23 protein-coding genes are annotated in these 25,157 nt (G+C 73.5%); 5 read left to right on the top strand and 18 right to left on the bottom strand.

Annotation, left to right across the window (positions count from 1 at the left end; genetic code table 11):
- The first annotated feature begins 13 nt into the window (after positions 1–13).
- From PIR53_00295 to PIR53_00285, 3 genes are read left to right on the top strand one after another with little or no spacing between them, the layout of a single operon-like run.
- Positions 14–895, top strand: coding sequence for a 3-hydroxyacyl-CoA dehydrogenase family protein (locus PIR53_00295; protein WZH52456.1), 882 nt, complete (start codon positions 14–16; stop codon positions 893–895).
- Entirely contained in the window at positions 873–1,823 is a 951-nt protein-coding gene (locus PIR53_00290) for a thioesterase family protein (protein ID WZH52455.1), read from the top strand. Before PIR53_00295 ends, PIR53_00290 begins: the two co-directional genes overlap by 23 nt.
- Positions 1,820–2,260 carry a nuclear transport factor 2 family protein gene (locus tag PIR53_00285; GenBank protein WZH52454.1) on the top strand — a complete coding sequence of 147 codons (441 nt, stop codon included), beginning with the start codon at positions 1,820–1,822 and terminating at the stop codon, positions 2,258–2,260. Before PIR53_00290 ends, PIR53_00285 begins: the two co-directional genes overlap by 4 nt.
- On the opposite strand, the gene PIR53_00280 is transcribed toward PIR53_00285, so the two are convergent.
- Positions 2,221–2,856 (bottom strand): TetR/AcrR family transcriptional regulator, encoded by a 636-nt coding sequence (locus PIR53_00280; GenBank protein WZH52453.1) that lies wholly within the window; start codon positions 2,854–2,856, stop codon positions 2,221–2,223. The two genes, PIR53_00285 and PIR53_00280, sit on opposite strands and share 40 nt — an antisense overlap.
- Positions 2,857–2,982: 126 nt before the next feature.
- Here PIR53_00280 and PIR53_00275 point away from each other — a divergent pair, with 126 nt between their 5' ends.
- A complete protein-coding gene (locus PIR53_00275) occupies positions 2,983–3,600 on the top strand; it encodes a hypothetical protein (GenBank protein ID WZH52452.1) in 618 nt (205 codons plus the stop codon).
- A 196-nt stretch (positions 3,601–3,796) separates the two neighbouring features.
- On the opposite strand, the gene PIR53_00270 is transcribed toward PIR53_00275, so the two are convergent.
- The 12 genes from PIR53_00270 to PIR53_00215 all read right to left on the bottom strand — a co-directional run bounded on the left by PIR53_00270 (position 3,797) and on the right by PIR53_00215 (position 16,871).
- Positions 3,797–4,237 (bottom strand): nuclear transport factor 2 family protein, encoded by a 441-nt coding sequence (locus PIR53_00270; GenBank protein ID WZH52451.1) that lies wholly within the window; start codon positions 4,235–4,237, stop codon positions 3,797–3,799.
- Complete coding sequence (locus tag PIR53_00265; GenBank protein ID WZH52450.1) at positions 4,227–5,354, bottom strand: NDMA-dependent alcohol dehydrogenase; 1,128 nt, start codon at positions 5,352–5,354, stop codon at positions 4,227–4,229. Before PIR53_00265 ends, PIR53_00270 begins: the two co-directional genes overlap by 11 nt.
- Positions 5,355–5,518: 164 nt before the next feature.
- Positions 5,519–6,727: a thiolase family protein gene (locus PIR53_00260; protein WZH52449.1), complete on the bottom strand. Its 1,209-nt coding sequence runs from the start codon at positions 6,725–6,727 to the stop codon at positions 5,519–5,521.
- A gap of 31 nt (positions 6,728–6,758) precedes the next feature.
- Positions 6,759–7,583, bottom strand: coding sequence for an enoyl-CoA hydratase-related protein (locus PIR53_00255; GenBank protein ID WZH52448.1), 825 nt, complete (start codon positions 7,581–7,583; stop codon positions 6,759–6,761).
- A gap of 53 nt (positions 7,584–7,636) precedes the next feature.
- Positions 7,637–8,284 (bottom strand): TetR/AcrR family transcriptional regulator, encoded by a 648-nt coding sequence (locus tag PIR53_00250; GenBank protein WZH52447.1) that lies wholly within the window; start codon positions 8,282–8,284, stop codon positions 7,637–7,639.
- An 8-nt stretch (positions 8,285–8,292) separates the two neighbouring features.
- Positions 8,293–9,480 carry an acyl-CoA/acyl-ACP dehydrogenase gene (locus PIR53_00245; GenBank protein WZH52446.1) on the bottom strand — a complete coding sequence of 396 codons (1,188 nt, stop codon included), beginning with the start codon at positions 9,478–9,480 and terminating at the stop codon, positions 8,293–8,295.
- Positions 9,477–10,751, bottom strand: a complete 1,275-nt coding sequence (locus tag PIR53_00240) for a CaiB/BaiF CoA-transferase family protein (GenBank protein WZH52445.1) — start codon at positions 10,749–10,751, stop codon at positions 9,477–9,479. The genes PIR53_00245 and PIR53_00240 overlap by 4 nt, the downstream gene beginning before the upstream one ends.
- Positions 10,752–10,758: 7 nt before the next feature.
- Positions 10,759–11,808 (bottom strand): LLM class F420-dependent oxidoreductase, encoded by a 1,050-nt coding sequence (locus tag PIR53_00235; protein ID WZH52444.1) that lies wholly within the window; start codon positions 11,806–11,808, stop codon positions 10,759–10,761.
- A gap of 7 nt (positions 11,809–11,815) precedes the next feature.
- Positions 11,816–12,991, bottom strand: a complete 1,176-nt coding sequence (locus tag PIR53_00230; protein WZH52443.1) for a thiolase family protein — start codon at positions 12,989–12,991, stop codon at positions 11,816–11,818.
- The gene (locus PIR53_00225; GenBank protein ID WZH52442.1) at positions 12,988–14,133 is read right to left on the bottom strand and encodes a substrate-binding domain-containing protein; all 1,146 of its coding nucleotides are present in this window, start codon (positions 14,131–14,133) and stop codon (positions 12,988–12,990) included. Before PIR53_00225 ends, PIR53_00230 begins: the two co-directional genes overlap by 4 nt.
- A 93-nt stretch (positions 14,134–14,226) precedes the next feature.
- Positions 14,227–15,315 carry an ABC transporter permease gene (locus PIR53_00220; protein WZH52441.1) on the bottom strand — a complete coding sequence of 363 codons (1,089 nt, stop codon included), beginning with the start codon at positions 15,313–15,315 and terminating at the stop codon, positions 14,227–14,229.
- Positions 15,312–16,871: a sugar ABC transporter ATP-binding protein gene (locus tag PIR53_00215; GenBank protein ID WZH52440.1), complete on the bottom strand. Its 1,560-nt coding sequence runs from the start codon at positions 16,869–16,871 to the stop codon at positions 15,312–15,314. Before PIR53_00215 ends, PIR53_00220 begins: the two co-directional genes overlap by 4 nt.
- Before the next feature lie 128 nt (positions 16,872–16,999).
- Between PIR53_00215 and PIR53_00210 the strand changes: the two genes are divergently transcribed.
- Positions 17,000–18,637, top strand: a complete 1,638-nt coding sequence (locus PIR53_00210) for an FAD-dependent oxidoreductase (protein WZH52439.1) — start codon at positions 17,000–17,002, stop codon at positions 18,635–18,637.
- 286 nt (positions 18,638–18,923) lie between these two features.
- On the opposite strand, the gene PIR53_00205 is transcribed toward PIR53_00210, so the two are convergent.
- From PIR53_00205 to PIR53_00185, 5 genes are all read right to left on the bottom strand, one after another.
- Positions 18,924–19,805, bottom strand: coding sequence for an enoyl-CoA hydratase-related protein (locus tag PIR53_00205; GenBank protein ID WZH52438.1), 882 nt, complete (start codon positions 19,803–19,805; stop codon positions 18,924–18,926).
- Positions 19,802–21,592 carry an AMP-binding protein gene (locus PIR53_00200; GenBank protein WZH52437.1) on the bottom strand — a complete coding sequence of 597 codons (1,791 nt, stop codon included), beginning with the start codon at positions 21,590–21,592 and terminating at the stop codon, positions 19,802–19,804. Before PIR53_00200 ends, PIR53_00205 begins: the two co-directional genes overlap by 4 nt.
- Positions 21,593–21,641: 49 nt before the next feature.
- Positions 21,642–22,550, bottom strand: a complete 909-nt coding sequence (locus PIR53_00195) for an SDR family NAD(P)-dependent oxidoreductase (protein ID WZH52436.1) — start codon at positions 22,548–22,550, stop codon at positions 21,642–21,644.
- Between the two features lie 158 nt (positions 22,551–22,708).
- A complete protein-coding gene (locus tag PIR53_00190) occupies positions 22,709–24,157 on the bottom strand; it encodes an aldehyde dehydrogenase (GenBank protein ID WZH52435.1) in 1,449 nt (482 codons plus the stop codon).
- A gap of 162 nt (positions 24,158–24,319) precedes the next feature.
- Positions 24,320–25,153, bottom strand: coding sequence for a mycofactocin-coupled SDR family oxidoreductase (locus PIR53_00185; protein WZH52434.1), 834 nt, complete (start codon positions 25,151–25,153; stop codon positions 24,320–24,322).
- Between the last annotated feature and the right edge of the window lie 4 nt (positions 25,154–25,157).

Below are 25,157 nucleotides of genomic sequence, written 5' to 3'. Positions count from 1 at the left end.
AGAGGCAGCTCCCATGACGGATGCGGTGACGCAGATCGAGAAGGTGATGGTCGTCGGAGGGGGCGGCCAGATGGGCAACGGCATCGCCCAGGTCGCGGCAGTGGCCGGGCTGGACGTGACCCTGGTCGACCTCGACCAGGCGGACCTCGACCGCGGCATCGGCCGCATCGAGCGCAGCCTCGAGCGCCTCGTGCGCAAGGGCGAGCTGAGCGACGTGCAGGCCAAGGAGGCGCGCGAGCGCATCAGCACGAGCACCGACCTGGAGGGCACGGCCCGCACCACGGACCACGCCATCGAGTCGATCGTGGAGGACGTCGACGTCAAGCGCGACGTCTTCCGCCGGCTCGACGAGCACGCCCCCGCCCACGCGATCCTCGCCTCGAACACCTCGCAGTTCGCGATCTCGCGGATCGCGAGCGCCACGCAGCGCCCCGACCGGGTGCTGGGCACCCACTGGTTCAACCCGCCGCCGGTGATGCGCCTCATCGAGATCATCCGCGGCGTCGAGACGAGCGACGAGACGGTCGCGACGATCAAGGCGCTGGCCGAGCGGTTCGGCAAGGAGACGATCGTCTGCGAGAAGGACACGCAGGGCTTCCTCACCTCGCGCCTCATCATGGCGCTCATCGCCGAGTCGATGCGGATCGTCGAGGAGGGCATCGCCACCCCCGACGACGTCAACCGCGCCTGCACGCTCGCCTTCAACCACGCGATGGGGCCGCTGCAGACGGTCGACCTCGGCGGGCTCGACACCTACGTCAAGGCCTCCGAGGCGATGGCGGCGCACTACGGCGAGCGCTTCCTGCCCACCCAGGGCCTCCGCGCGCTCGTCAACGCCGGCCACTACGGCTACAAGACCGGGCGCGGCTTCAGTGACTACGGCGCCGCTCAGTAGTCGCGCGCGCGCCGTCGGCGCCGCTGCCTCCTCCGGCAGCGGTGCCGCGGCGTTCGCCGAGCTGCTCGACCTCCTCCGACCCGTCCCCCAGGGCCGCTCCTCCTACCGCGCCGAGGCACCGTCGGTGACGTGGGGGGCGCCGTACGGCGGACTGCTCGTCGCCCAGGCCCTCGCCGCCGCGTCGGCCACCGTGCGGCCAGGCCTCTGGGTGCGCAGCCTCCACGCCTACTTCGTGCAGGCCGGGGACGGCGGGGCGCCGACCGACATCGACGTGCACACCGCGCACGAGGGACGCTCGAGCGCCTGGCGCACCGTCGAGGTCATCCAGTCGGAACGCCTGCTGCTCCGCGCGGAGATGCTGTTCGCGACCGACAGCGACGGACCGTCGCACGCCACCGCCCCACCGGAGGCGGGCGACCCGGCGGCCTTCCCCAACGTGGGGGACGAGCTGGCCGGCTTCGACGACACCTTCCGCCCCTGGACGGCCACGTCGCCGTTCGACCTGCGCTACGCGACCCCACCGCCGCGGCTCGCCCTCGACCGCGAGCCCCGCAGCACCACGTGGGTGCGCACCGCGGCGCCGGCGCCCGACGACCGGGCGCTCGCCGCGGCGCTGCTCGCCTACGCCTCCGACCTGTGCCTGCTCGACTCGTGCCTGCGGCCCCACGGCCTGTGGTTCGGATCGGGCTCGGCCACCGGCTTCTCGCTCGACCACAGCATGTGGTTCCACGGTCCCGCCCGGCTCGACGACTGGCTCGTCGTCGACCAGACGTCGCCCGGCATGCGCGGAGGACGCGGACTGTCGACGGCCCAGATGCACGCCCGCGACGGCGAGCTGCTCGCCACCGCGACCCAGCTCGGCAGCATCCGTCCGGCTGCCCCCACCCCGCGGCACGCGCCGCGCCCCGACCGCCAGGAGCGACGATGACCAGCACCCTCCCGACCAGCACCCCGACCGGCGTGCGCGGCCTCGCCGAGCGCTACTTCGCCGCCGTCAACACCCACGACTGGGAGGCGCTGGCCGCCGTGCTGCACCCCGACGTCGAGGTGCGGCACGGCATGACCCTGTCGACGACGGGCAACGAGAAGGCCGTGCGGCTCCTGACCGCCGTCGTGCGGCAGTTCGCGGAGCACGAGGACCGACCCGTCCGGTACGTCGTCGAGGGCGCCGCCGCAGCCGTCGAGATCGAGTTCGTGGGACGGCGGCACGACGGGGTGGCCGTCGCGTTCGACGCCGTCGACGTCATCGACACCGACGGCGAGCGCATCACGCGCGTCGTGTCCTGGTACGACACCGCCGCCGTGCTGCCGATGATTCGCGGGGATCAGGACGGGAGCGGCGCCGACAAGGAGGCCATCGCGTAGGTCGCGAGCTCCTCGACCACCTGCTCGGCCGTGAGGCGGCCGCTCGCGTCGTACCAGTAGTGGACCCAGTTGACCATCCCGAAGACGGCGCGGGCCGCGAACTCGGGGGTGACGCCCGGGCGCAGGCGCCCCTGGTCCACGGCCTGCTGGACGAGCGCACGGAAGTCCTGGTCGTAGTCGTGCTGGCGGGCGACGATCTGCTCCGCCCGCTCGGCGCTCAGGGCGCGGAAGTCGCGCACGAAGACGATCGTGTCCGTCAGGCGCGCGAGGCTCTCCCGCAGGTGGCCCTCGATGAAGGAGCGGAGCGCGGCCACGGGGTCGTCGTCGAGCGCGCGCCAGCCCTGGTTGCCCGTGATGATCCGCTCGTGGTTGCGCTGGATGATCGCGAAGAGAAGGTCCTCCTTCGTGGCGATGTAGTGGTACATCGACCCCTTGAGGATCCCCACCTCGTCCGCGATCTCCTGCAGGCTCGTCGCGTCGTACCCCTTGCGACGGAAGATCTCCGCCGCCGCGTCCACGATCAGCTCGGAGCGGTCGAAGCGACGGCGACCGGTCGTCGCCGGCTCGCCACCGTTCCCCGATGAACGCTTCTCCACGTGCTGGCCTCACTTCCGCGTCGGTGCCACCGGGAATTGTCGCAGCCGCGTCCCGAGGACCTCGGCCGCCCCGCGGGGCGAGGAGTCGCGAGGTTTGCCCGTGGCTCCGCGGGGCACCCACCCACGGTGAGCTACGACCAGATCGTGCTGCCGGCGACGTACTGCGCCGACATCAACACGTTGACCGCCCACCTGGAGGCCCACGAGGAGCGCCCGGCCACGCCGGAGGCGGCGGCGCTCGCCGCTCGGATCGAGGAGCGGTGCGGGGACATCCTCTCCGTGTCGCCGCTCGAGGCAGAGGGGGACGTGCTGGCGGTCTCGGTCACGTTCCGCGGCGTCGAGCAGGCCCGAGAGGTCGTGCACGCCGAGGCCCGTGCGGCGGGCTTCGGGGTCTACGACCCTCAGCTCGGGGTCCTCTTCGACCCCAGAGCCGCCCTGCCCGGCCGGATCATGACCCGGGACGGCGAGCTGCCCACCGTGACGCCGGCCGCTGTCGCCCGGCTCGTGGGTGCCCTGGCGGTCGACGACTACCTGGTGGTGACGACGGATGACGACCAGGTCTACGCGCAGACCTACCGCCGCAGCGCCGACCACTTCGACGTCGAGCGGCGCGAGGGCGGCCCGGAGCGGCACCTCGGCACGACGGTCGCGACCGCGGACGAGGTCCGGGCGCTCCTCGACGCCTGGCTGCGGGGCGACACCGCCGAGGTCGAACGTGCCCCCTGGGCACGCGTGGGGTTCTGAGCCGACCGGCCACGGGCGGTAGCGCGCGACGTGCTCCCGCGGCGTGGCGCCGAGGTGGGCCTCGGCTGAGCCGGTCGGTCCGGCGGTCCGCGGCCACGGTTGAAACAACAACACGCCGCTTTGACCATCAACGTTGATGGTCAAAGCGGCGTGTTCCCCGGTCAGCCGGGGAACCGACCGGCCCCCGACCCCCGGCTCAGGCCTCGAAGTCCCCCATCTCGGGCGGGGTCAGCGGCGAGATGACCCGCGAGCTGATACGCCACCCGTCACCCACGCGGGCGTAGGTGTCCTCGTTGAGCGCGATCGCCTTGAACGACGCCCCGCCCTCGAGGTGCCCCTCGGAGAACACGTAGTTGGTGCCGCTGGCCGTGTCCGGCCCCGTGAACTCCACCCGGTGGTTGGTGATGACGTGGAACTGGTCCCGCACCTGACCGGCGTCCTTCTCGAAGAAGCCGCGGATCTCGGCCTCGCCCTCGTAGCGCGCCAGGCCCACGGGGGTCGCGTCCCAGACGGCGTCCGAGGTGAAGGCGCTCAGCGCGAGCGCGGGGTCGAACGTGTCGAGGCCCAGCGCGTAGGTGTGCGTGGCGTGGACGATCGCCGCCAGGTCGGCGGAGCGGTCGGTGCGGTCAGTCGTCATAGACGATCACGCCGCGGATGTTCTTGCCGTCGCGCATGTCCTGCACGGCCTCGTTGATCTGCTCGAGCGTGTAGGTCTTCGTGATGAGCTCGTCGAGCTTGAACTCGCCCCGCTTGTAGAGGTCTGCGATGAGCGGGATGTCGCGGCGCGCGATGGTCGTGCCGTAGAGGCTGCCCTGCATGCGCTTGCCCGACATCGCGAACGTGAAGAGGTCGAACGGCACGTCGCGCTGCAGCACCGGCGCCGCGGAGGTGACGACCATCGTGCCGCCGCGCCGCGTCATCTCCTGGGCCGGGTTGAGGAGCTCGCCCTGCAGCACGTCCATCGTCAGGATGACGACGTCCGCGCCCTGGCCGTTGGTCAGGTCCGCGACGGCCGGCGCCGCCTCCTCGTAGCTGGCGTAGCTGGCCGTGGCGCCGAACAGCTTGGCCTGCTCCCGCTTGGAGGCGTTGGGGTCGATCGTGACGATGTTCTTCGCCCGGCGGTGCTTCGCGCCCTGCACCGCGTTCATGCCGACGCCGCCCGTGCCGACGATCACCACGGTGTCGTCGAAGGTGATGTCCGCGGCGTACATCGCGGAACCCCAGCCCGTCGGCACGCCGCAGCCGATGAGCGCGGCCTTGTCGAGGGGGATGTCCTTGGGGATCTTCACGCAGGAGTCGATGTTGACCACGACGTACGGCGAGAACGTGCCCAGGTAGGAGAACGGACCGACCCCCTGGCCGCGGGCGTGCACGCGGTGGGTGCCGTCGGGGGCGAAGCCGCCGAGGACGCCCGCCCCCATCTCGCACATGTTGGACTTGCCGATGGTGCACATGCGGCAGTGACCACACGAGGGCAGGAACGACAGCACCACGTGGTCGCCCAGCTCGAACCCGGTGCCCTCGACGTCGGGGCCGAGCTCCTGGATCACGCCGGCTCCCTCGTGGCCGCCGATGATCGGGCCCCAGTCGAGCGGGATGTCACCGGTGTCGACGTGGTCGTCGCTGTGGCAGATGCCGGAGGCGGCGAGCTTGATGAGCACCTCACGACTCTTGGGCGGGTCGATCTCGATCTCTTCCACGCTCCAGCCCGAGCGCGTGCCGGGCTCCCAGATCAGCGCACCGATGGTCTTCATGCCGTTCCTCTCCGTTCAGCACAGGGACAAGCCACAGCGCCAGGCAAGCCTGCCTATCATGATGATGATTACTGTGGTCTAGCCCACACTAGGCAGACGACCGACCCCCGTCAACCGGTGAGGTCGACGGGGGTCGGACGGCCCGGACGGCCCGGGACGGCGCCTCAGGCGAGCGACTCGATGACCGCCGCGTCGCCCTGACCGAGGCCGCCGCAGATCGAGGCCGCACCCCGGCCCCCGCCCTGCTCGGCGAGCGAGCGCGCCAGCGTCAGCAGGATCCGGGCGCCGGACGCACCCGGCGGGTGGCCCAGGGCGACGGCCCCGCCGTTGAGGTTCAGCCGGTCGAGCAACCACTTCTCGCGGTCGGTCCGGCCGTCCGCGAGCACCCGGGCACTGACGAGCGGCACGCAGGCGAACGCCTCGTTGATCTCGAACCGCTCGAGCGAGTCGAGCCCCCAGTCCGCCGCCGACAACGCCCGCCGGATCGCGTCGGCCGGCGCGACCGGGATCTCCCGCGGCGCGCGGGCGGCGCTGCCGAGCCCGGCGATCCGCGCGAGCGCCGTCAGGCCGCGCTCCTCCACCCAGCTCCGGCGCGCCAGCACGACGTAGCAGCCGCCCGTGTCCTGGCCCGGCGCGTTGCCCGGCGTCACGATCGGCCCGTCGAAGATCGTGCGAAGGCGGGCGAGACGGTCGAGCGACGTGTCGGCCCGCGGGCCCTCGTCCTCGAGCAGGCTGCCGCGCTCGTGCTCGAACGGCACCACCTCGCCGTCGTAGAACCCCCGCGCCTTCGCGGCGAAGTACGCCTCGTGGCTCCGCACGGCGAACTCGTCGGACTCCTCGCGGGTGACCCCGTGCTCGACGGCCACCTCGCCGGCGTCGACGGCGACGGGCTTCCCGCCGATGTCGGCACCGGGCTCGGCCATCGGGTCCTTCAGCTTCGGCCCGCCCCGCTTGATGCCCCACCGGATGGTCGGGTTCATGAGGAACGCGGCCCGACCCATGTTGTCGGCACCGCCGACGAGCACGACGTCGGCCTCGCCCGCCCGGATCGCCCGCGTGCCGAGGTGCACGGCCGTCATCGACGAGCAGCACGCCCGGTCGATGGTCAGCGAGAGCCGGTCCTCGGGGATGCCGGCCCGCAGCATCGCCACCCGGGCCGGGATCGAGCCCTCGAGCGACTCCTCGGCCGGGATCGTGACACCGCTGTAGACCTCCTGGACGTCCGCGGGCTCCACCCCCGCCGCGCTCATCGCGCTCACCATCGTGGCAGCGGCGATGTCGACGCTCGGCACCTCGCGGAGGGCGCCGCCGAAGCGGCTGAACGGGGTGCGCGCGCCTCCGAGGAGGAGGACGTCGTCGGCGGGATCGGGCATGGGGACCTCCAGGTCGGTGATCGGGACGGGGTCAGCGGTGGGTGAAGACAGGCGCGCGCTTCTCGGTGAAGGCGGCGATGCCCTCGGCGAAGTCCGCGGCGGCCGCGACCTCGAGGAAGATGCGGCGCTCCTCGGTGACCGCGGCGCCGAGGTCGGGGTCGACGCAGCGCTTGAGCGCCTGCACGGCGACCCGGGGCATGGCGGCGATCCGCGCGGCCAGGGCCTGGGCGACGGCGAGCGCCTCCCCCGGTCCGGCGACCTCGTCGACGAGACCCGTGGCGAGCGCCTCGTCGGCCCGGACCACGCTGCCGAGCAGCATCATCCGGAGGGCGCGCGCCGTACCGACGCGGCGGGGAAGCCGCTGGGTGCCACCGCCCCCGGGGATGAGGCCGAGCTTGACCTCGGGCAGGCCGAAGCGCGCCGCGGGGTCGGCCACGATCAGGTCGGCCGCCAGGGCGATCTCGAGCCCGCCGCCGACGGCGCTCGCCTGAACGGCGGCGATCAGGGGCTGCGGCAGGTCGGCCCAGGCAGCGAGCACCCCGCCGGCCCAGGCGGCGTGGGCGGCCATCCCGCCCGGCGCGGCCAGCACCGAGGTGAACTCCTCGATGTCGGCGCCGGCCATGAAGGCCTTCGTCCCCGTGCCGGTCAGCACGACGACACGGACGTCGTCGTCGGCGGCCAGCGCGGCGGCGGCCTCCCCGAGGCCGCCGAGTACGGCGGTGCCCATCGCGTTGACGGGCGGGCTGTCGACGGTGGCCGTCGCGACGCCGTCGGCGATCGCGACGGCCACGGGGCCGTAGCGGGCGGTACGCCCCGGCTGCGTGCCGGGGCCGGGGGTGAGGACGTCGGCGGTCATGTCTTCCTTCCGGTCGAGGACGGCGGCGCCCGGGGGCGCGGCTCGTTCCCTCGTCATTGAACGGCGGCGGGGACCTCGTTGTCAACCAACCGTTTGATTGTGTCGCTGGGGCCCAGCAGGCTGGCCAACGCGTAGTCGGAGAGCTCCCGCACCACGTCGCCCGCGGGCAGCGAGCCCGCCGGGTCGAACCAGTGGTGGATCCAGTTCGCCATGCCGAACACGGCGCGCGCGGCGAAGGCGGGCGTCACACCGGGCCGCAGCAGCCCTGCGGTGACGGCAGTGCCCACGAGCGTGCGGAAGTCGTGGTCGTAGTCGTGCTGGCGCTGCACGATCGACGCCGCCCGCTCGGGGCTGAGCGCCCGGAAGTCGCGCACGAAGACGACCGAGTCGGTGCGGTTCTCCAACGACAGCCGGATGTGGCCGGAGACGAAGGACCGCAGTGCCGCGACGGGGTCGTCGACCAGCGCGCGCCAGCCCTGGTTGCCCGTGATGATCCGCTCGTGGTTGCGCTGGATGATCGCGAAGAGCAGGTCCTCCTTCGTGGCGATGTAGTGGTACATCGACCCCTTGAGGATCCCCACCTCGTCCGCGATCTCCTGCAGGCTCGTCGCGTCGTACCCCTTGCGACGGAAGATCTCCGCCGCCGCGTCCACGACGAGCTCCGAGCGGTCGAACCGACGCTGGCGTCGCGCACTGGCCACCGTGCGGCCTAGTAGGACCGGGGCAGCCCGAGCCCCGCGACGGCGACCTGGTTGAGCGCCATCTCGCGGGAGACCGGCGTCGAGCGCAGGAGGCGGAGGTAGCCGAACCGCTCGAACATGAGGGTCTCGCCCGTGAAGCCCGAGCCCCCGAAGGTCTGCAGCGCCGCGTCGGCCGCCTTCAGCCCGGCGTCGCACGCCTTGACCTTCGCCATGTTGCAGGCGAGCCCGGCGTTGCCGCCGGCCTCGTAGGCCTCCGCGCCGCGCTCGATGAGCGCCCACGCGGCCTCGAGGTCGATGAGGGCCTCCGCCAGCGGGTGCTGCACGGCCTGGTGCTGGCCGATCGGCACGTCGAAGACGACCCGCTCCCCGGCGTACGCCGCGGCACGCTCGAGGCACCAGCGGCCGATGCCGACGGCCTGCGCGGCCACGATGAGGCGCTCGGGGTTGAGCCCGTCGAAGAGGGCCCGGGCGCCTCCCCCGGCGGTGCCGATGAGGGCCTCGGCGGGCAGCTCGACGCCGTCGAAGTAGATCGTCCACTGCCGCTCCGGCACGCCCACGTGCACGTCGACCGGCGTCATCTGCAGCTGCTCGCACGGCAGCGGCAGGGAGAGCAGCGAGAACCCGCCCGACTCCGCGTCCTTCGCGACGACGATCATGACGTCGGAGTCGTCGGCCGCGGAGATGTAGGTCTTCTGCCCGTCGATGCGCCACCCGCCGTCGGCCGTGCGGGTCGCCGTGGTGCGCATGTTGGCGGCGTTCGAGCCCGCCCCCGGCTCGGTGAGCGCGAAGCAGAAGCGCAGCGAGCCGTCCCCGATCGCGGAGAGCCAGCGCTCGCGCTGGTCCGGGCTGCCGTGGCGCAGGATGACGGCGCCGCCGATCGCGGTGGAGATCGTCAGCTTGCCGGCCGGGTAGCCCCCGGCGGCGAGCCGCTCCGCGACGAGCAGGAGGTCGCTCATGGTGCCTGCGCCGCCGTGCTCGGGGGGCAGGGAGATCGCGGGCAGGCCGGCGTCGCAGACCTCCTTCCAGTGCGCCTGGGCGGCGTCGAGGTCGGCGAACCTGCGGTCCGCGTAGCGGCGGCCGATGCCGAACGCCAGGTCGGCGAGCGCGGCGCGGTCATCGGCGTCGAGCTGCTCGGCGCCGGCGTCGCTGCTGCCTGGTCCGGCGGTGGTGCCGGGCGGGGTGGCGGTCACGGTCATGCGGGGTCCTCCTGGAGGGCAGGGATGGGAACGGGCGCGGGGACGGGCGGCGGCGCCGCCCGTCCCGTCGACCAGGCGCGGGCGGCGGCGAGGACGTCGTCGTCGACGTCCACGGCGGCGAGCACGGTGGGGGCGTCCTGGCCGACCACGGGGGCGGCCCGTCGGAGCGGACGGCCCGCGCGGCCGTCGAGCCGGACGGGCGAGCCCACCTGCTCGGTGCGCGGGTCGCCCGGCACGGGCACGAGCATCTGCCGCGCCCGGAACTGCGGGTCGTCGCGCACCTCGGCGAACGTCTGCACCGGCGCGACGCAGGTCTCGTGGCCCTCGAGGGCGACGAGCCAGGCGGCGAGCGACCGCGTGGCCAGCACCGCCGCGACCTCGTCGATGGCCGCGGGGTCGTGCTGGCGCTCGCGCAGCTCCGGGCGGCCGAGCACCCCGACGAACGCCGCCCAGAAGTGCGGCTCGACCGCACCGACGGCGAGGTGCCGACCGTCGGCGCAGGCATACACCCGGTACGACGGCGTCGCCCCGGTCACCGCCGTCGACTCGGGGCCCTCGGCCCCACCGCCGGCGAGCCAGCCGGAGACGTGGAGGCCGAGCGCCCAGAGCGCCGCGTCGGCGAGGCCGACCTCGACGTGCCGACCGGGGGCGCCGGCGCGCACCGCGAGGAGCGCGGCGAGCAGGCCGATGCCGCCCGTGAGACCGCCGAGCAGGTCGGCGGCCTGGATGCCGCCGACGGCGGGGCCGTGCTGGCGGCTGCCGCCGAAGCCGAGCGCGCCGGCGTACGCCAGGTAGTCGAGGTCGTGGCCGGGCTCCTGCTCGCGCGGGCCGCCGGTGCCGTAGCCGTTGACCGAGCAGTAGACGAGCGCGGGGTTCACGGCGCGGAGGTCCTCCCACCCGACCCCGAGGCGGTCGGCCACCCCGGGCCGGAACGACTCGACGACGACGTCGCTACGGGCCGCGAGGGCCCGGACGGCGCGCACGCCGCGGGGGTCCTTCAGGTCGAGCGCGACCGACGACTTGCCCCGGTCGAGGAACGCGTGCGTCGCGGTGGTGCCGGCGACCGGCGGCCCGTGGGTGCGGGACTCCTCCCCCGCGCCGGGTCGCTCGACCTTGACGACGTCGGCGCCGAGGTCGGCGAGGAGCTGCGTGAGCGCCCCGGCCGGCAGCATCCGGCTGAGGTCGAGCACCCGCACCCCGGCGAGCGGGGTGGTCGGGTCGGTGGGATCGGGCACGAGGTCCTCACGGTCGGGTCGGGACGGGGCGGTCACGGCGGGCTCAGCCCGCCGCCGCGGCGATCAGCCGCAGCTGCTCGCGGTGGCGGTCGTCGGGCAGGCCGTGCGGCTTGGTGGCGACGAGCGTGTGGACGCCCGCCTCGGCGTACGCCGCGAGCCGCTCGCGGACCGCACCCGGCGGCCCGACGACGGTGACGGCGTCGATGAGCTCGTCGCTGAGCGCCGCCTCGGCCTCGGCCTTGCGGCCCTCGAGGTAGAGGTCCTGCACGGCGCGGGCGTTGGCCTCGAAGCCGTACTCCGCGACGAGGTTGAGGTAGAAGTTCTGCTCGCGCGAACCCATCCCGCCGACGTACAGGGCGAGGAACGGCCGCATGGCGTCCCGCCCCGCGGCGAGCGCCTCGGGGCCCTCGTCGGTGACGAGCACGCTCACCATCGGCGTCACCGCCACCTCGGCGGCGTCGCGGCCGCTGCGGGCGGCGCCCTTCTCGAGGAGCTCGCGGAAGTACGACGCGCTCTCGGGCCGGTAGAGGATCGGGAGCCAGCCGTCGGCGACCTCGCCGACGAGCTCGGTGTTGCGGGGACCCATGGCCGCCAGGTAGATCGGCACGGGGTCCTGCACCGGGCGGGTGGCGAGCTTGAGGGCCTTGCCCGGCCCGTCGGGCAGCGGGATCCGGAAGTGCTGGCCCTCGTGGCGCACGGTCTGCCGGGCGAGGGCGGCGCGCACGATGGCGACGTACTCGCGCGAGCGGGCCAGTGGCTTGTCGAACGAGACCCCGTGCCAGCCCTCCGCCACCTGCGGGCCCGACGTGCCCAGCCCGAGCAGGAACCGCCCCTCGGAGACCTGGTCGAGCCCCGCCGCCGTCATCGCCGTCATCGCCGGCGTGCGGGCCACCATCTGCAGGATGCTCGACCCGAGGCGGATCCGCTCGGTGCGTCCGGCGAGCCAGCCGAGCGCGCTGACCGCGTCGGCTCCGTAGGCCTCGCCGATCCACACCGCGTCGTACCCCAGTCGTTCCGCCTCGGGCACCACCTGCAGCGGCTCGAGGCTGGAGCCGCCCATGCCGCCGGCACCGACGGCCAGTCCGATCCTCATCGCGGCGTCACCCGACCCGCTGCACGAGCGTCGCCGTGCCGAAGCCGCCGCCGCAGCACATGGTCACGAGGCCGATCTCCAGGTCGCGCCGCTCCAGCTCGTGCAGCAGGGTGGTGACCAGCCGGGCGCCGCTGGCGCCGAGCGGGTGGCCCAGCGCGATCGCGCCGCCGTTGACGTTGACCTTGTCGCGGTCGGCCTTCACCTCGCGCTCCCAGGCGAGCACGATCGCCGCGAAGGCCTCGTTGACCTCGAACAGGTCGATGTCGTCGATGGTCATGCCGTTGCGCTCGAGCACGCGGCGCGTCGCGGGGATCGGTCCCTCGAGCATCCGCACCGGGTCGCATCCGACGGTGATCGCGTCGAGGATGCGGGCCCGCACGGGCAGGCCGCGGTCGCGGGCCCAGCCCTCCTCGGTGACGAGCACGGCGGCGGCGCCGTCGGAGATCTGCGAGGAGTTGCCCGCCGTGAGCCGCCCGTCGGGACGGAACGCGGGGCGGAGGCCCGCGAGGGCCGCCACGTCGGTGTCGGGCCGCACGCCCTGGTCGCGCCGCACCAGGCCGCCCGGCGTCAGGACCGGGGTGATCTCCCGGTCGAAGCGCCCCTCGGCGACCGCGGCCGCCGCGAGCTGCTGGGAGCGCAGCGCGATCTCGTCCATCTCGCGCCGCGTCAGGCCGTGGTCGTCGGCGATGCACTCGGCGGCCTCGCCCTGTCCGACCAGCGGGAAGTGGGCGAGCAGCTCGGGCGTCACCGGAGAGCCCCAGCGCTGCTGGACGTCGGGGCCGGCCGCGAAGGGGATGCGGCCCATGTGCTCGACGCCCGCGCCGATCACGACGTCCGCGGCACCGGCGGCCACCGCGGTGGCCGCGGCGTTGACCGCCTGCTGCGAGGAGCCGCAGGCCCGGTCGACGGTGGTGGCCGCCGTCGTGACCGGCAGGCCCTCGTGGAGCCAGCCGTTCCGGGCGACGTTGGCCGACTGCTCGCCCAGCTGCTGCCCGCAGCCCGCGACGACGTCGTCGACGAGGGCCGGATCGAGACCGACCTGGTCGAGCAGGCCGCGGTAGGCCCGCCCCAGCAGGGCGGCGGGATGCACGTCCCGCAGGTCGCCCTTCTCGGCGTGGCCGCGCCCGATGGGGGTGCGGGTCGCGCCGACGACGACCGCGCTGCGTCCGGTCAGCGCGCTCACGAGACGCCCCAGAGCGCCTTGAACTGGTCGTCGTAGTCCTCGACGAGGGGGTAGAGGCCCTCCGTCTCTACGATGTTGTCCTGCACGAGGGTCTGCCGGATCATCCGCACCTCGTTGAGGTCGGGCATCTCGACGCCGGCGAAGTGGCGGGCCAGGGTGTCGGCCTCGAGCCACATCAGCTCGTAGAAGCCGAGTGCCTGGGCGGCGAGCTCGTCACCGGCCGCGACCGCGGCGAAGTTGGTGGCGCCCGACGAGGAGGTGACGATGTCGACCTTGTCGGCCAGGCCGGCGGCACGCAGTGCGGCCGCGACACCGGCGCTCGCGGCGCCCGAGGGGAACATGACGTAGTTGATGTTCGGGTTGGCGCGGAGCTTCGAGACGATCAGGTTCGGCACGTCCTTGCCGACCTGGGTGATCGAGATGTCCATGGTGTCCATCTCGCAGCCGGGGCAGAGCTCCTCGTAGTTCTCCGCGAAGTTCTCGCGCACGGCGGCCAGCACGGCGTAGGCGGGGATGTCGACGTAGAGCGTGTTCGCCGTGCCCTGCGAGTGGTCGACGATGAACGCGGCGGCCAGGCCGCCGGCGCGGGTCGTGGCCGCGTTGTTGTAGGAGGCCAGCAGCCCGTTCTCCGGCGTCGCCTCCTCGCTCAGCGAGTTCTGCACGACGGGGATCCCGGCCTCGGTGAGCTGGGCCAGCTCCGCGGCGTACAGGTGCGTGTCGTGGCCCGAGGCGATGACGGCGTCGGGGGCGATGCGCACGGCCTGGGCCCACGCCTCCTTGACGCTCTCGGGGGCGCCGGTGGTGGTCAGGGTGATGACCTCCCAGCCGAGCACCTCGGCCGCCTCGGCGAAGATGTTGTTGAGCTCCTCGCAGGCGGTGAGGCCGCAGAGGATGCTGACGATCGTCTTGTCGCGCGGGATGGGCGCGTCGATCGGGGTGAGGAGGTCCTGGATCTCGGTGGGCCGCTGCTGGGCGGCCTCGTTGATCTCGGCGGCCTCGGCGAGCTGCTCGTCGCTGGAGCCGTCGACGACGGCCTCGCTGCCGCCGGCACCACCGCAGGCGGTGGCGGCGACGAGGGGCAGGACGCCGAGGGCGAGGGCTCCGAGCACGCGGCGGGTGCGCGTCTGCGGGCGTGCGGACATGGCGATCACGATCCTTCTCGATGGAGGTCCGAGACCCGGCGCTCTGGTGGTCGCCGAGGAGGGGTGGGGGTGAGGAGCGGGGTACGTCGCGGGTCAGTGCGACGTGGTGGCGTTCGCCGCACCGGCCCGCTGGTAGCGGGTCGCGATGAGGGCGACGATGAGCACGAGGCCGGTGAAGAGGTCCTGCGACCAGGTGGGGGCCTGGGCGAGCCCGAGGCCGACGATGCCCGTGCCCAGGAGCAGCACGGCGATGATGGTGCCGACCGCGTTGAAGCGGCCGCGCTGCAGCTGCGTGGCGCCGAGGAAGGCCGCGGCGAACGCGCCGAGCAGGTACGGCGTGCCCGCGGTCACCGACCCGGCGGCCAGGGTGCCCGCGAGGACGATGCCGGCGAGTCCCGCGAGACCGCCCGAGATGACGAGCGAGGCGAAGCGGAGCCGCTCGGTGGGCACGCCCGAGAGGCGCGCGGCCTCCTTGTTGAAGCCGGTGGCGTACATGCGACGGCCGAAGGCGGTGTGCTGCAGCACGAACCACAGCACGGCGGTCACGACGGCGACGTAGATGACCGGGAGGGTGACGCCGCCGACCATGCCCTGGCCGATCTCGTTGAAGCCCTGCGAGAGCACCACGCCCGTGACGTCGAGGTCGCCGGTCACCATCGTGGTGAAGGCGGCGAGCAGGGCGCCGGAGGCCATCGTCGCGATGAACGAGTCGATCTTGAGCACGACGACCACGACGGCGTTGAGCACGCCGATGAGGATGCCGACGAGGAGCGCCACCGCGACGGCCGCGGTGACCCCCAGCTCGTGCTTGACGATCAGCTGCGTCACCACGACCCCGGTGAGCGTGATGGTGCCGCCGATGGAGAGGTCGAAGACCCGCGCCGACAGCGGCACGATGACGCTGAGCGCGGCCAGCGCGGTCACCGCGTTGCTGTTGAGCACCTGGTAGAACGTCGCCGACGTGAGGAAGGTCTGCGGCACCCACACGGCGAAGAGCACGACGAGCGCCACCAGCACGTAGACGGCGCCGATGTTGGAGAAGGCGAGGTGCCGGGTCCAGGGGCGGGACGCCTCCGGCGGCGCGCCGGCGGTGGTCGGGCCGGCTGCGCCGGGGCCGTCGGTCACGACGCCGTGGGCGGTCGGGGCGGCGACGTGGGCCGGCCCCGTCTGGAGGTCGCTCATGCTGCTCGGATCCCTTCGATGGCGCGGACGATGGTGTGCTCGGCGACCTCGTCGCCGACCAGCTCCGCCACCACGAGGCCGTCGCGGACGACGAGCACGCGGGAGCAGAGGGCGACGAGGTCCTGGGGGTCGGAGGACGTGACGACGACGCTCAGGCCGGCGGCGGCCTCGGTGGCGACGAGGTCGTAGATGCGGGACCGGGTCGCGATGTCCACGCCGGCCGTGGGCTCGCTCATCGCGAGGATCCGGGGAGCCCGGTTGAGGCAGCGGGCGATCACGACCTTCTGCTGGTTGCCGCCGCTGAGCGTGGAGATCGGGGCGTCCGCGGCGGGAGCCGCGATGCCGAGCCGGCGGATCCAGTCCTCGACGACCGCCCGCTCGCGCCGGTGCGACAGGCGCGGCCCGGCGCTGACGGAGCCGAGCGAGCCGATCGAGAGGTTCTCGGCCACCGTCGCCTCGAGGAAGACCCCCTCGGCGATGCGGTTGCCGGGCACGAGCGGGATGTCGTGCGCCGACCCGCCGTCGGTGAGCGTGACGGTGCCGCCCCGCGGACCGGTGAGCCGGCCGGCGATGGCGTAGGGCACCTCCTCCGAACCCGATCCGACGAGGCCGGCGATGCCGAGCACCTCGCCGCGACGGAGCTCGAGGTCGATGCCGGCCATGGTGCGCCCGGTCAGGCCGGTGGCGCGGAGCACGACGTCCTCCTCCCCCGACCCGGTCGCCTTGGCGACGTGGCGGGTGCTGGCCCCGCGGGTGCCGACCATCGCGTCGGCGAGGTCGTCGGCGGTGACGTCGGCGACGTCGTAGGTGCCGACGATCGCGCCGCCGCGGATCACGCTGACGCGGTCGGCGAGCGCGAAGATCTCGTCGAGGCGGTGGGACACGTAGAGCACCCCGGCACCCGAGTCGCGCACCGAGCGGACGACCTCGAAGAGACGCTCGACCTGGGTCGGGGGCAGCATCGCCGTCGGTTCGTCGAGCACGAGGACGCCCTGCCCCGGCTCCCAGCCGTGCACGGCCGCGGAGATGGCCAGCTCGGTGCGCACGACGGCGCTGTGGGCGGCGAGCGGCTCGTCGATGTCGACGTGCGTGCCGAACCGGGCGAGGGCGCGGCGGGTCAGCTCGCGCTGCGCCTTCCAGTCGATGGCACCGAAGCGGGTGCGCTGGTAGCCGTGCGCGAGCGCGATGTTGTCGACGGCGCTGAGCTCGGGGACCTGACCGAGGTCCTGGTGGACGAAGCGCAGGCCGTCGTGGCGCTTGGCGGTGCGCGTCGTCAGCGTCACGGTCTCGCCGCCCACCTCGCAGGAGGCCTCGTCGGCGTCGTGGTAGCCGGCGAGCACCTTGATGGTCGTCGACTTGCCGGAGCCGTTGGCGCCGATGAACGCGTGCACCTCCCCGGCCCGGACGTCGAGGTCGACGCCGCGCAGCACCTGGGCCGCGCCGAACGTCTTCGTCAGGCCGCGCACCCGGAGCGCGGTCGGCGGGTCGAGCGGTCGCGGCGACCCGCCGGTGGCGGGACGGGACGACGGCGTCGCAGGTCGTGTGGTCGGGGTCACATGACCATTTCTAATCTGCCAATCGGTTGGTTGTCAATGGACCGGCGGATGATGCGCATCATTCGTTGACAAGCTCGGTCGACGACCTCTAGGAATGGCCGCAACCAAACGCTCGGAAGGGAAACGTCATGCCGTCACCACCAGAGGAGACCTGGGACGTCGTCGTCCTCGGCACCGGCGCCGCCGGGCTCACCGCCGCCTTCACCGCCGCCCGCGGAGGCGCACGTGTCGCGCTCTTCGAGAAGGCCGACGAGGTGGGCGGCACGACCGCCTGGTCGGGCGGGCACGTGTGGGTGCCGTGCCACCCCCACCAGGAGGCCATCGGCGTCGTCGACTCCCCGGAGCAGGCCAAGCGCTACATCCTGTCGCTGTCGCGCGGCCTGCTCGAGGAACGCCTCGTCGACGCCTACGTCGCGGCCGCGCCCGCCATGGTCCGGTTCCTCGACGCCGAGGCCGGCACGGAGTTCAGCGCCGTGCCCGACTTCCCCGACTACCACCCGGAGCACCCCGGCGGACTGCCCGGCGGCGGCCGCACGATCGAGTGCCCGCTCTACCCCTTCGACCGGCTCGGGAAGTGGCAGCACCGCGTCACGCCGAGCCCCTACTTCGCGCACCCCGCGTTCACCATGAGCGAGACCCCGCTCGGCGCGGTCGACCCCGACCCGCCGTCCCGCGAGGAGCTCGCCCGCCGCGCCGAGCACGACGAGCGCGGCGCCGGCCAGGCCCTCGTCGGTCGGCTCCTCGGCGCCCTCCTCGACCTCGGCGTGGAACCACGCACCGGCTGCCGCGGCACCACGCTCGTGACCGAGGACGGCGCGGTCCGCGGCGTACGCCTCGAGACCCCTGAGGGACCCCTCGTCGCCCGCGCGACGGGCGGTGTCGTGCTCGCCTGCGGCGGCTTCGAGTGGGACGAGGAGCTGAAGCGGGCCTTCCTCCGCGGGCCGTTGACCCACCCCGTCTCCGTGCCGACCAACACGGGCGACGGGCTGCGGATGGCGATGCGGGTCGGTGCAGCGCTCAGCACCATGCGCGAGGCGTGGTGGATCCCGGCCGCCGACCTGCCGCCGGGCATCAACCCGATGGACCGGTACATGGTCAACGCCGACCGCACCCGCCCCCGCTCCATCATGGTGAACCGGCGCGGCCGCCGCTTCACGAACGAGGCGGCCAACTACAACGCGTTCGGCGGCGCGTTCCACGTGGAGGACGTCGCGGCGTTCGACTACGCGAACCTGCCGTGCTGGATGGTCTTCGACCAGGAGCACCTGCGGCGGTACGGCACGGTCGGCCCCCACCGCCGCGGCGAGGTGCCGCCGGAGTGGATGACGGCGTACCCCACCCTCCGCGCGCTGGCCGACGACCTCGGCATCGACGCCGACGGGCTCGAGGCCACGGTGGCGGACTGGAACGCGAACGTCGCGGCGGGCCACGACCCGGAGTTCGGCCGCGGCGTCAGCGCCCACGACCGCTGGTGGGGGGACCCGGCGTACAAGCGCGACGTGCGCGGCACCCTCGGCCCGCTCGACGAGGCCCCGTTCTACGCGGTGCAGATCCACAGCGGCGCGCTCGGCACGAAGGGCGGCCCCCGCGTCGACCCCGACGCCCGGGTGCTCGACGTGGACGGCGACGTAGTCGAGGGCCTCTACGCCGCGGGCAACGCGATGGGCTCGCCGTTCGGCGCGACGTACGGCGGGGCCGGCGGCACGCTCGGCCCGGCCATGGCGTTCGGGTACCTCGCCGGGCGGCACGCGGCGGGTCGGGACTGAGCGGGCGTCGCCGGGGCGGCGTGTTCCCCGGTCAGCCGGGGAACACGCCGCTTTGACCATCAACGTTGATGGTCAAAGCGGCGTGTTGGTGCTTCAACCATCGTCGGTACGGCGCGGAGAGGCCCGGCCGTCATCCTCAGGCCGCTCGGCTACGCGCCCCGTCCACCACTGACCCAGGGGACCTTGCGGGATCGGACGCGCACCGAACCGACCGCTTTGACCATGAAGATTGATGGTCAAAGCGGTCGGTTCCCCGGTCAGCCGGGGAACCGACCGCGCCCGGGCTTCACACCGCCGGGGGGATCAACCCGACGGGGGGCTCGTCGCCGAGGCGGGGCGAGCCGGCGGGCAGGGGCTCGTACGACGGCATCTCGCGCGCCCGTAGCCGTGAGCCGACGTCGACGAAGTCCCGGCCGACGAGGGATGCCCGCGTCAGGGGGTCCGCGTCGTCCATGGCCTGCTCGAGGCTGGTCTCCAGGCTGCGCTGCACCTGCCACTTGATGACGCCCATCGACACGGGCGAGCTGCCGGCCGCGAGGGCGCGGGCGTAGTCGAGCGTCGCCCGCAGCAGCTCCTCGGGGGCGTGCAGCCGGTCGACGAGGCCCATCGCCCGTGCCTCCTCACCGTCGACGAGCCGCGCGCTCAGCAGGAGGTCCATCGCCGGCCCGGGTCCGACGAGGCGCGGCAGCAGCCACGCGAGGCCCTGCTCCGCGACGAGGCCGATGCGGGCGAACCCGGTCCCGAACTTCGCCGTCGGCGTCGAGAACCGCAGGTCGCAGGTCAGCGCGATGACGAGCCCCAGGCCGGCGCAGGCGCCGTTGACGGCGGCGACCACCGGCTTGGGGATGGTGCGCGCGCGAAGGTAGGCCATGCCGGGCATGGCGACCTGCTGCTCCCCCGTCCCGAGGTCGCCGAGCACCTCGAGGTCCGCCCCCGCGCAGAAGCCGCGGCCGGCACCCGTCACCACGACGACGCGCACGTCCTCGCGGTCGGCGGCCTCGTCGAGCCGCTCGAGGAAGCGCGCCATCAGCCGGTTGTCGACCGCGTTGAGCCGGTGCGGCCGGTTGAGCGTCAGCACGGCGACGCCGTCGGCGACCTCGAGCAGCACGGGGTCGGCCGGCTCGACCGGACCGACCTGCTCCGGGACCTGGACGGTGGGGGCGCTCATGCGTACATCTCCTCGACGAGCTCGGCGTACGTCGTCGCGATGACGGACCGCCGCATCTTCGACGTCGGCGTGAGCTCTCGCCCGGGCAACCACTCCTGCGGCACCACCCGGAACCGCTTCACCTGCTCGGGACGGTTGAGCCGCGCGTTGCCCGCGGCGATCCCGGCCTCGACCTCGACGAGCACCCGCGGGTCGCGGCTGAGCTCCTCCAGCGTCGCGTCCCCCAGGCCGTTGCCCTTCGCCCACTGGCGGACGTACTCCACGTCGAGCACCACGAGCGCCACGTTGTAGGGCCGACCGTCGCCCATGCAGCACATCTGCCCGATGAACGGGCTGGCCGTGAGGATCGCCGACTCCACCGTCACCGGGGAGATGTTCTTGCCGGTGGAGCTGATGATCAGCTCCTTCTTCCGGCCGCTGATCGTGAGGTAGCCGTCGGCGTCGAGGCTGCCGAGGTCACCGGTGTGCAGCCAGCCGTCGGCGTCGATCGCCGCGGCGGTCGCCTCGGGGCGGCCGTGGTAGCCGATCATCACCTGCGGCCCGCGCAGCAGCACCTCGCCGTCGGGCTCGACGCGCAGCTCCATGTGGGTGCTGACCTGCCCGACGGTGCCGATCCGGATGGCGCCCGGCGTCGCCGCCGTGCCACCGCCGCCGGACTCGGTCATCCCGTACGCCTCACCCATCGGCACCCCCAGCGCGTGGAAGAACCCCATCAGCGGCCCGGGGTTGGGCGCGGTCGCGACGACGCAGGTGCGCAGCCGGTCGAGACCGACCGACTCCAGCCACGGCCGGTAGAGCCGCTCCCGGTCCTCCCGCGTCGCCGCGACCAGCTCGCCCGGCGGCGTACCGCCCGCCTGCTCGATCTCCACCCGCTCGGTCCCGCGCGCCAGCGCGGCCCGTACGGCGGCGGCATGGTCCGCGTCGAGGCCGAGCACCCACGCGTCGAACGACGCGCGCAGCTTCTCGAAGATGCGCGGCGGGCCGTAGAAGTAGCCCGGACGGATGTCCACGATCGCCGCCACCACCTGCCGCGGGTCGTCGAGGGTGACGACCTCCAGCCCCTGGTAGAGCGGGAGGGCGTAGCCGCCGAGCCGGTCGCCGACGTGTGCCGACGGCAGCCAGGAGACGGTCACGGTGCCCGCCGGGATGCCCTGCGTGACGAGGGTGGCCTCCGCACACGTGAGCAGGTTGCGGTGCGACAGCAGCACGCCCTTGGGCGCTCCCGTCGTGCCGGAGGTGTAGATCATCGTGGCGACGTCGTCGGCCTCCGGGCGCGGGAGGTCGTCGAGCGAGGTGCCGCGTCCACCCGCGACGACGTCGTCGAGCAGGCGCCACCCGGGCGCCGGCTCCTCCTCGAGCTGCACCCGCAGCGCGGGGAGGTCGACACCGGACAGGAGCCCGGCCTGCAGCACCGGCTCGGCCACCACGCCGACCGCACCGGAGTCGGCCAGCGCGTAGCCGTGCTGCTCCGCCGACGACGAGGCGTAGAGGGAGAACGGCACGGCACCGACCCGCACCAGCGCGAGGTCGACGACGTAGAACTCCGGCCGGTTGCGCAGCAGCAGCGCCACCTTGTCACCGGGCTGCACGCCGGCGGCACGGAAGCCGGCTGCGGCGGCGGCGACCCGTTCGGCGAGCTCAGCCCAGGTCCAGGAGATCCGGCCGTCGTGGCTGCGCACGGCCGTGCGGTGGGCACGCAGCGCGACGGTGCGCTCGAGTGCGTCGAGGAGGGTGCCGGGGCGGTCGAGCACCTCGAAGGGCTCCTCCGTGCGGGCGAGGGTGGTCATCGGTCGCTCCTACTCCGCGCGCCGGTCGGTCCGGCGGTCCGCTGCTCCGTCACGAGGCCACCCCGGCCCGTGCGTCCTGCTGCCGGAAGCCGTCGGCGACGGCCCCGACGGTCCAGTCCTGCGTGCTGGCGAGGCCCCAGTCCCGGCTGACCTGCCACGGCACGAGCTCCTCCACCGCCCCACCCCGCACGGCGAAGACCCGGCCGGTCACGTCCGTCGACGCGGCCACGAGGTGCGCGACGAGCGGGGAGGCCTGGGCGGGGTCGAAGACGTCGATCTCCCCGGGGGCCACGGGCTGCGCCATCAGCTCGCCGACGGCTCCCGGCGTGGACGACGTCATCCGGGTCCGCGCACCCGGCGCGACGGCGTTGACCCGCACGCCGATCCGGCCCAGCTCGGCGGCCGCGACCAGGGTGAGGGCGGCGATGCCGGCCTTCGCCGCGGCGTACGCCGACTGTCCCGGCAGCACGTGCGTCGTGCCGGAGGCCGACACGGTGTTGACGATCGCGGCGCGCACGTCCTCGCCGCCCTTGGCCCGCGGTCGCCAGTGGTCGACGGCGGCGCGGGTGACGGCGTAGTGGCCGCGCAGGTGGACCCGCACGACGGCGTCCCAGTCCTGCTCGTCCAGTCGCGCCAGCGGCGCGTCGCGGAGGATGCCGGCGTTGTTGACGACCGCGTCGAGGCGGCCCCACGTGCGCACCGCGACCTCGACGAGCGCCGCTGCGCCGGCGGCACCGGCCACGTCGGAGCCGTCGGCGACGGCCTCGCCGCCCGCCGCGCGGATCTCCTCCACGACGTCGTGGGCGGGCGATCCGGCGGCGCCGCGTCCGTCGAGGTCCGCGCCCAGGTCGTTGACCACGACCCGCGCGCCCTCCTGCGCCAGAAGCAGTGCGTGGGCACGGCCGAGACCTCGGCCGGCCCCGGTCACGACGACGACTCGGTCGTCCAGAACACCCATCGGGCCTCCTTGCTGGGGATGACCGGAGGCTACCAACCGTATGTTTGATTAGCAATGATTGCCGTGACGCGGGTCACGCCTTCCCGCAGGTACGCCGCGGGCGGTGGCCCCGGAGGGACCACCGCCCGAGGGGTGGGACGGGCAGGGCGCCCGCGGTCTCACGCGTACTGGATCAGCTTCGTCTCGAGGTAGGGCGCGATGCCCTCGACGTTGCCCTCGCGCCCGAGGCCCGACTGCTTGAAGCCGCCGAACGGCTGGGTGACGCACATGCCCCACGAGTTGATGGAGATCTGGCCGGTGCGGACCCGCCGGGCGATCGACCGCGCCAGCTCCTCGTCCTTCGCGTAGACCGCCCCGGACAGCCCGTACGGCGAGTCGTTGGCGATCGCGACGGCCTCGTCCACGCTGTCGAACGGGATGACCACGACCACGGGGCCGAAGATCTCCTCCTGAGCGATCCGCATCTTGTTGTCGACGTCGGCGAAGATCGTGGGCTGCACGTAGAAGCCCTTGTCGAGACCCTCGGGGCGGCCACCACCGGTGACGAGGCGGGCGCCCTCCTCCTTGCCGATCCGGATGTACTCCTCCACCCGGTCGCGCTGGCGCTCCGCCGCGAGGGGGCCGAGGACGGTGTCCTCCTCGGCCGGGTCGCCCACCTTGATGCTCTCGAACATCGGCACCAGCGCGTCCAGCAGCTCCTGCTGGCGCTCCCGGGGGACGACGATGCGCGTGATCGCGGCGCAGACCTGCCCCGAGCTGATGATGCCCGCGAAGCCCAGGCTGGGGATCACCTCGTCGAGCGGGATGTCGTCGGCGATGATCCCGGCCGACTTGCCGCCGAGCTCGAGGGTCACGCGGGCGATGCGCTCGCCGCAGATGCTCATGATCTTCTTGCCGGCCGCCGTGCTGCCGGTGAAGGTCACCTTGTCGACGTCGGGGTGGCTCACGAGGTGCTCGCCGGTCTCCCGACCCGCGGGCAGCACCGAGATGACGCCCTCGGGCAGGCCGGCGGCCTCCAGCGCCTCCGCCAGCATGAGCGTGCTCATCGGGCCCTCGGGGGCGGGCTTCAGCACGACGGTGCACCCGGCGGCCAGCGCCGGCGCGATCTTCAGCGAGGCGGTCGCGACCGGGCCGTTCCACGGGATGATCGTGGCGACCACGCCGACGGGCTCGCGCACGACGACGCCGTGGCCGCCGTCCTCCCACGTGCGCTCCTCCTCGAAGGACACCCGCTCGTGCAGCGTGGAGGCGTCGTCCCACATCTTCTTGGCGTTGTCGTGGAAGGCGCGGCTCACCGCCAGCGGAGCGCCGATCTCGGCGCTGAAGGACGCGGCCATCTCGTCGTACCGGGCCTGGACCTCCTGTCCGACGCGCACGAGGTACTCGGCTCGCTCCGCCGCGCTCATCCGTGGCCACGGCCCGTCGTCGAACGCCTTCCGCGCCGCGGCGACCGCGGCGTCGATGTCGGCGGGCTGCGCCTCCGGGACGCTGCCCAGGTGCTCCTCGGTGCTCGGGGAGACGATGTCGATGCGGGCGTCCGAGCCCGGCTCGACCCACCTCCCGCCGATGAACAGCTTGTCGTGCCAGACCTTCGTCGCGTCGCTCATGGTGTCCAGGTCACTTCCTCGTGTCGTGGGTTCCGGGTGTGCGGGGGTCGGGGGTTCCGGTCGTGTAACGCGGTGTTCGTGTCACTTGTGCGGTGGTCGACCACGTGTGGAGTAGCTCGGACACCGCGTTACACGAGGCGGACGGCACGTGAGGACCAGCGATCAGGCCTTCGCGTGGTAGCCGGCGTCGACCGGGAGCGCGACGCCGGTGAGGTAGCGCGCCTGGTCGGAGCAGAGCCACACGACGGCGTCGCTGACGTCGTCGGGCTGCAGGATCTGCACCGGCAGCAGGTTCGTCACCGCCTGCGCGTGGTCGGGGTCGGCGGCGTGGCGGCGGGCCAGGGCCTCGTTCTCCATCATCGGCGTCGCGACACCGGTGGGGTGCACGGTGTTGGCGCGGATCATGTCGGGCGCGTGGTGGTTGGCGATGTTGCGCGCCAGGCCCACGAGCGCGTGCTTCGCCGCGACGTACGCGTCGCCGGCCGCCAGGCCGCCCTGGTTCCCCCGCATGCCGGAGGTCGAGCTGGTGATGACGACGGACCCGCCGGCGCCGGCCTCCACCATCGACGGCAGGCCGGCCCGGCAGGTGTTCCAGACCCCGGTGAGGTTGACGTCGATGACGTCGCGCCAGACCGCGGCCGGGTCGGGCTCGGTGACGTCCAGCGGCGCGATGCCCGCGTTGGCCACGATGATGCCGATCGGACCCAGCTCCGCCACGGCGGCGGCCACGCCGGCCTCGAGGTCGGCGAGCTCGCGCACGTCGACGACGAGGGCGTGGGCACGCCGTCCCTCCGCCTCGACGAGACGCACGGTCTCGTCGAGGTCCTCGCGCGTGGCGAGGGGGTAGGGCACCGTGGCGATCTGCGCGCAGATGTCGACCACGATGACATCGGCGCCCTCGCGGGCCAGGCGCACCGCGTGGGCGCGGCCCTGGCCGCGCGCGGCCCCGGTCACGAGCGCGACCCGGCCCTCGATGCCGGTCAGCGTCATGCCCATGACG

Source organism: Nocardioides alkalitolerans, assembly GCA_038184435.1.
In the GTDB taxonomy this organism is placed as follows: Bacteria; Actinomycetota; Actinomycetes; order Propionibacteriales; family Nocardioidaceae; genus Nocardioides; species Nocardioides alkalitolerans_A.
This window is presented reverse-complemented; position numbering and strand designations above follow the sequence as displayed.

Excerpts from the sequence above, each read along its gene's own strand:
- PIR53_00220 (WZH52441.1), bottom strand. The coding sequence starts at position 15,315 with ATGAGCGACCTCCAGACGGGGCCGGCCCACGTCGCCGCCCCGACCGCC.
- PIR53_00205 (WZH52438.1), bottom strand. The coding sequence starts at position 19,805 with ATGAGCGCCCCCACCGTCCAGGTCCCGGAGCAGGTCGGTCCGGTCGAG.
- PIR53_00185 (WZH52434.1), bottom strand. The coding sequence starts at position 25,153 with ATGGGCATGACGCTGACCGGCATCGAGGGCCGGGTCGCGCTCGTGACC.
- PIR53_00245 (WZH52446.1), bottom strand. The coding sequence starts at position 9,480 with ATGACCGTGACCGCCACCCCGCCCGGCACCACCGCCGGACCAGGCAGC.
- PIR53_00195 (WZH52436.1), bottom strand. The coding sequence starts at position 22,550 with ATGGGTGTTCTGGACGACCGAGTCGTCGTCGTGACCGGGGCCGGCCGA.
- PIR53_00210 (WZH52439.1), top strand. The coding sequence starts at position 17,000 with ATGCCGTCACCACCAGAGGAGACCTGGGACGTCGTCGTCCTCGGCACC.
- PIR53_00225 (WZH52442.1), bottom strand. The coding sequence starts at position 14,133 with ATGTCCGCACGCCCGCAGACGCGCACCCGCCGCGTGCTCGGAGCCCTC.
- PIR53_00260 (WZH52449.1), bottom strand. The coding sequence starts at position 6,727 with ATGCCCGATCCCGCCGACGACGTCCTCCTCCTCGGAGGCGCGCGCACC.
- PIR53_00235 (WZH52444.1), bottom strand. The coding sequence starts at position 11,808 with ATGAGGATCGGACTGGCCGTCGGTGCCGGCGGCATGGGCGGCTCCAGC.
- PIR53_00200 (WZH52437.1), bottom strand. The coding sequence starts at position 21,592 with ATGACCACCCTCGCCCGCACGGAGGAGCCCTTCGAGGTGCTCGACCGC.
- PIR53_00285 (WZH52454.1), top strand. The coding sequence starts at position 1,820 with ATGACCAGCACCCTCCCGACCAGCACCCCGACCGGCGTGCGCGGCCTC.
- PIR53_00190 (WZH52435.1), bottom strand. The coding sequence starts at position 24,157 with ATGAGCGACGCGACGAAGGTCTGGCACGACAAGCTGTTCATCGGCGGG.
- PIR53_00265 (WZH52450.1), bottom strand. The coding sequence starts at position 5,354 with ATGAAGACCATCGGTGCGCTGATCTGGGAGCCCGGCACGCGCTCGGGC.
- PIR53_00295 (WZH52456.1), top strand. The coding sequence starts at position 14 with ATGACGGATGCGGTGACGCAGATCGAGAAGGTGATGGTCGTCGGAGGG.
- PIR53_00270 (WZH52451.1), bottom strand. The coding sequence starts at position 4,237 with ATGACGACTGACCGCACCGACCGCTCCGCCGACCTGGCGGCGATCGTC.
- PIR53_00255 (WZH52448.1), bottom strand. The coding sequence starts at position 7,583 with ATGACCGCCGACGTCCTCACCCCCGGCCCCGGCACGCAGCCGGGGCGT.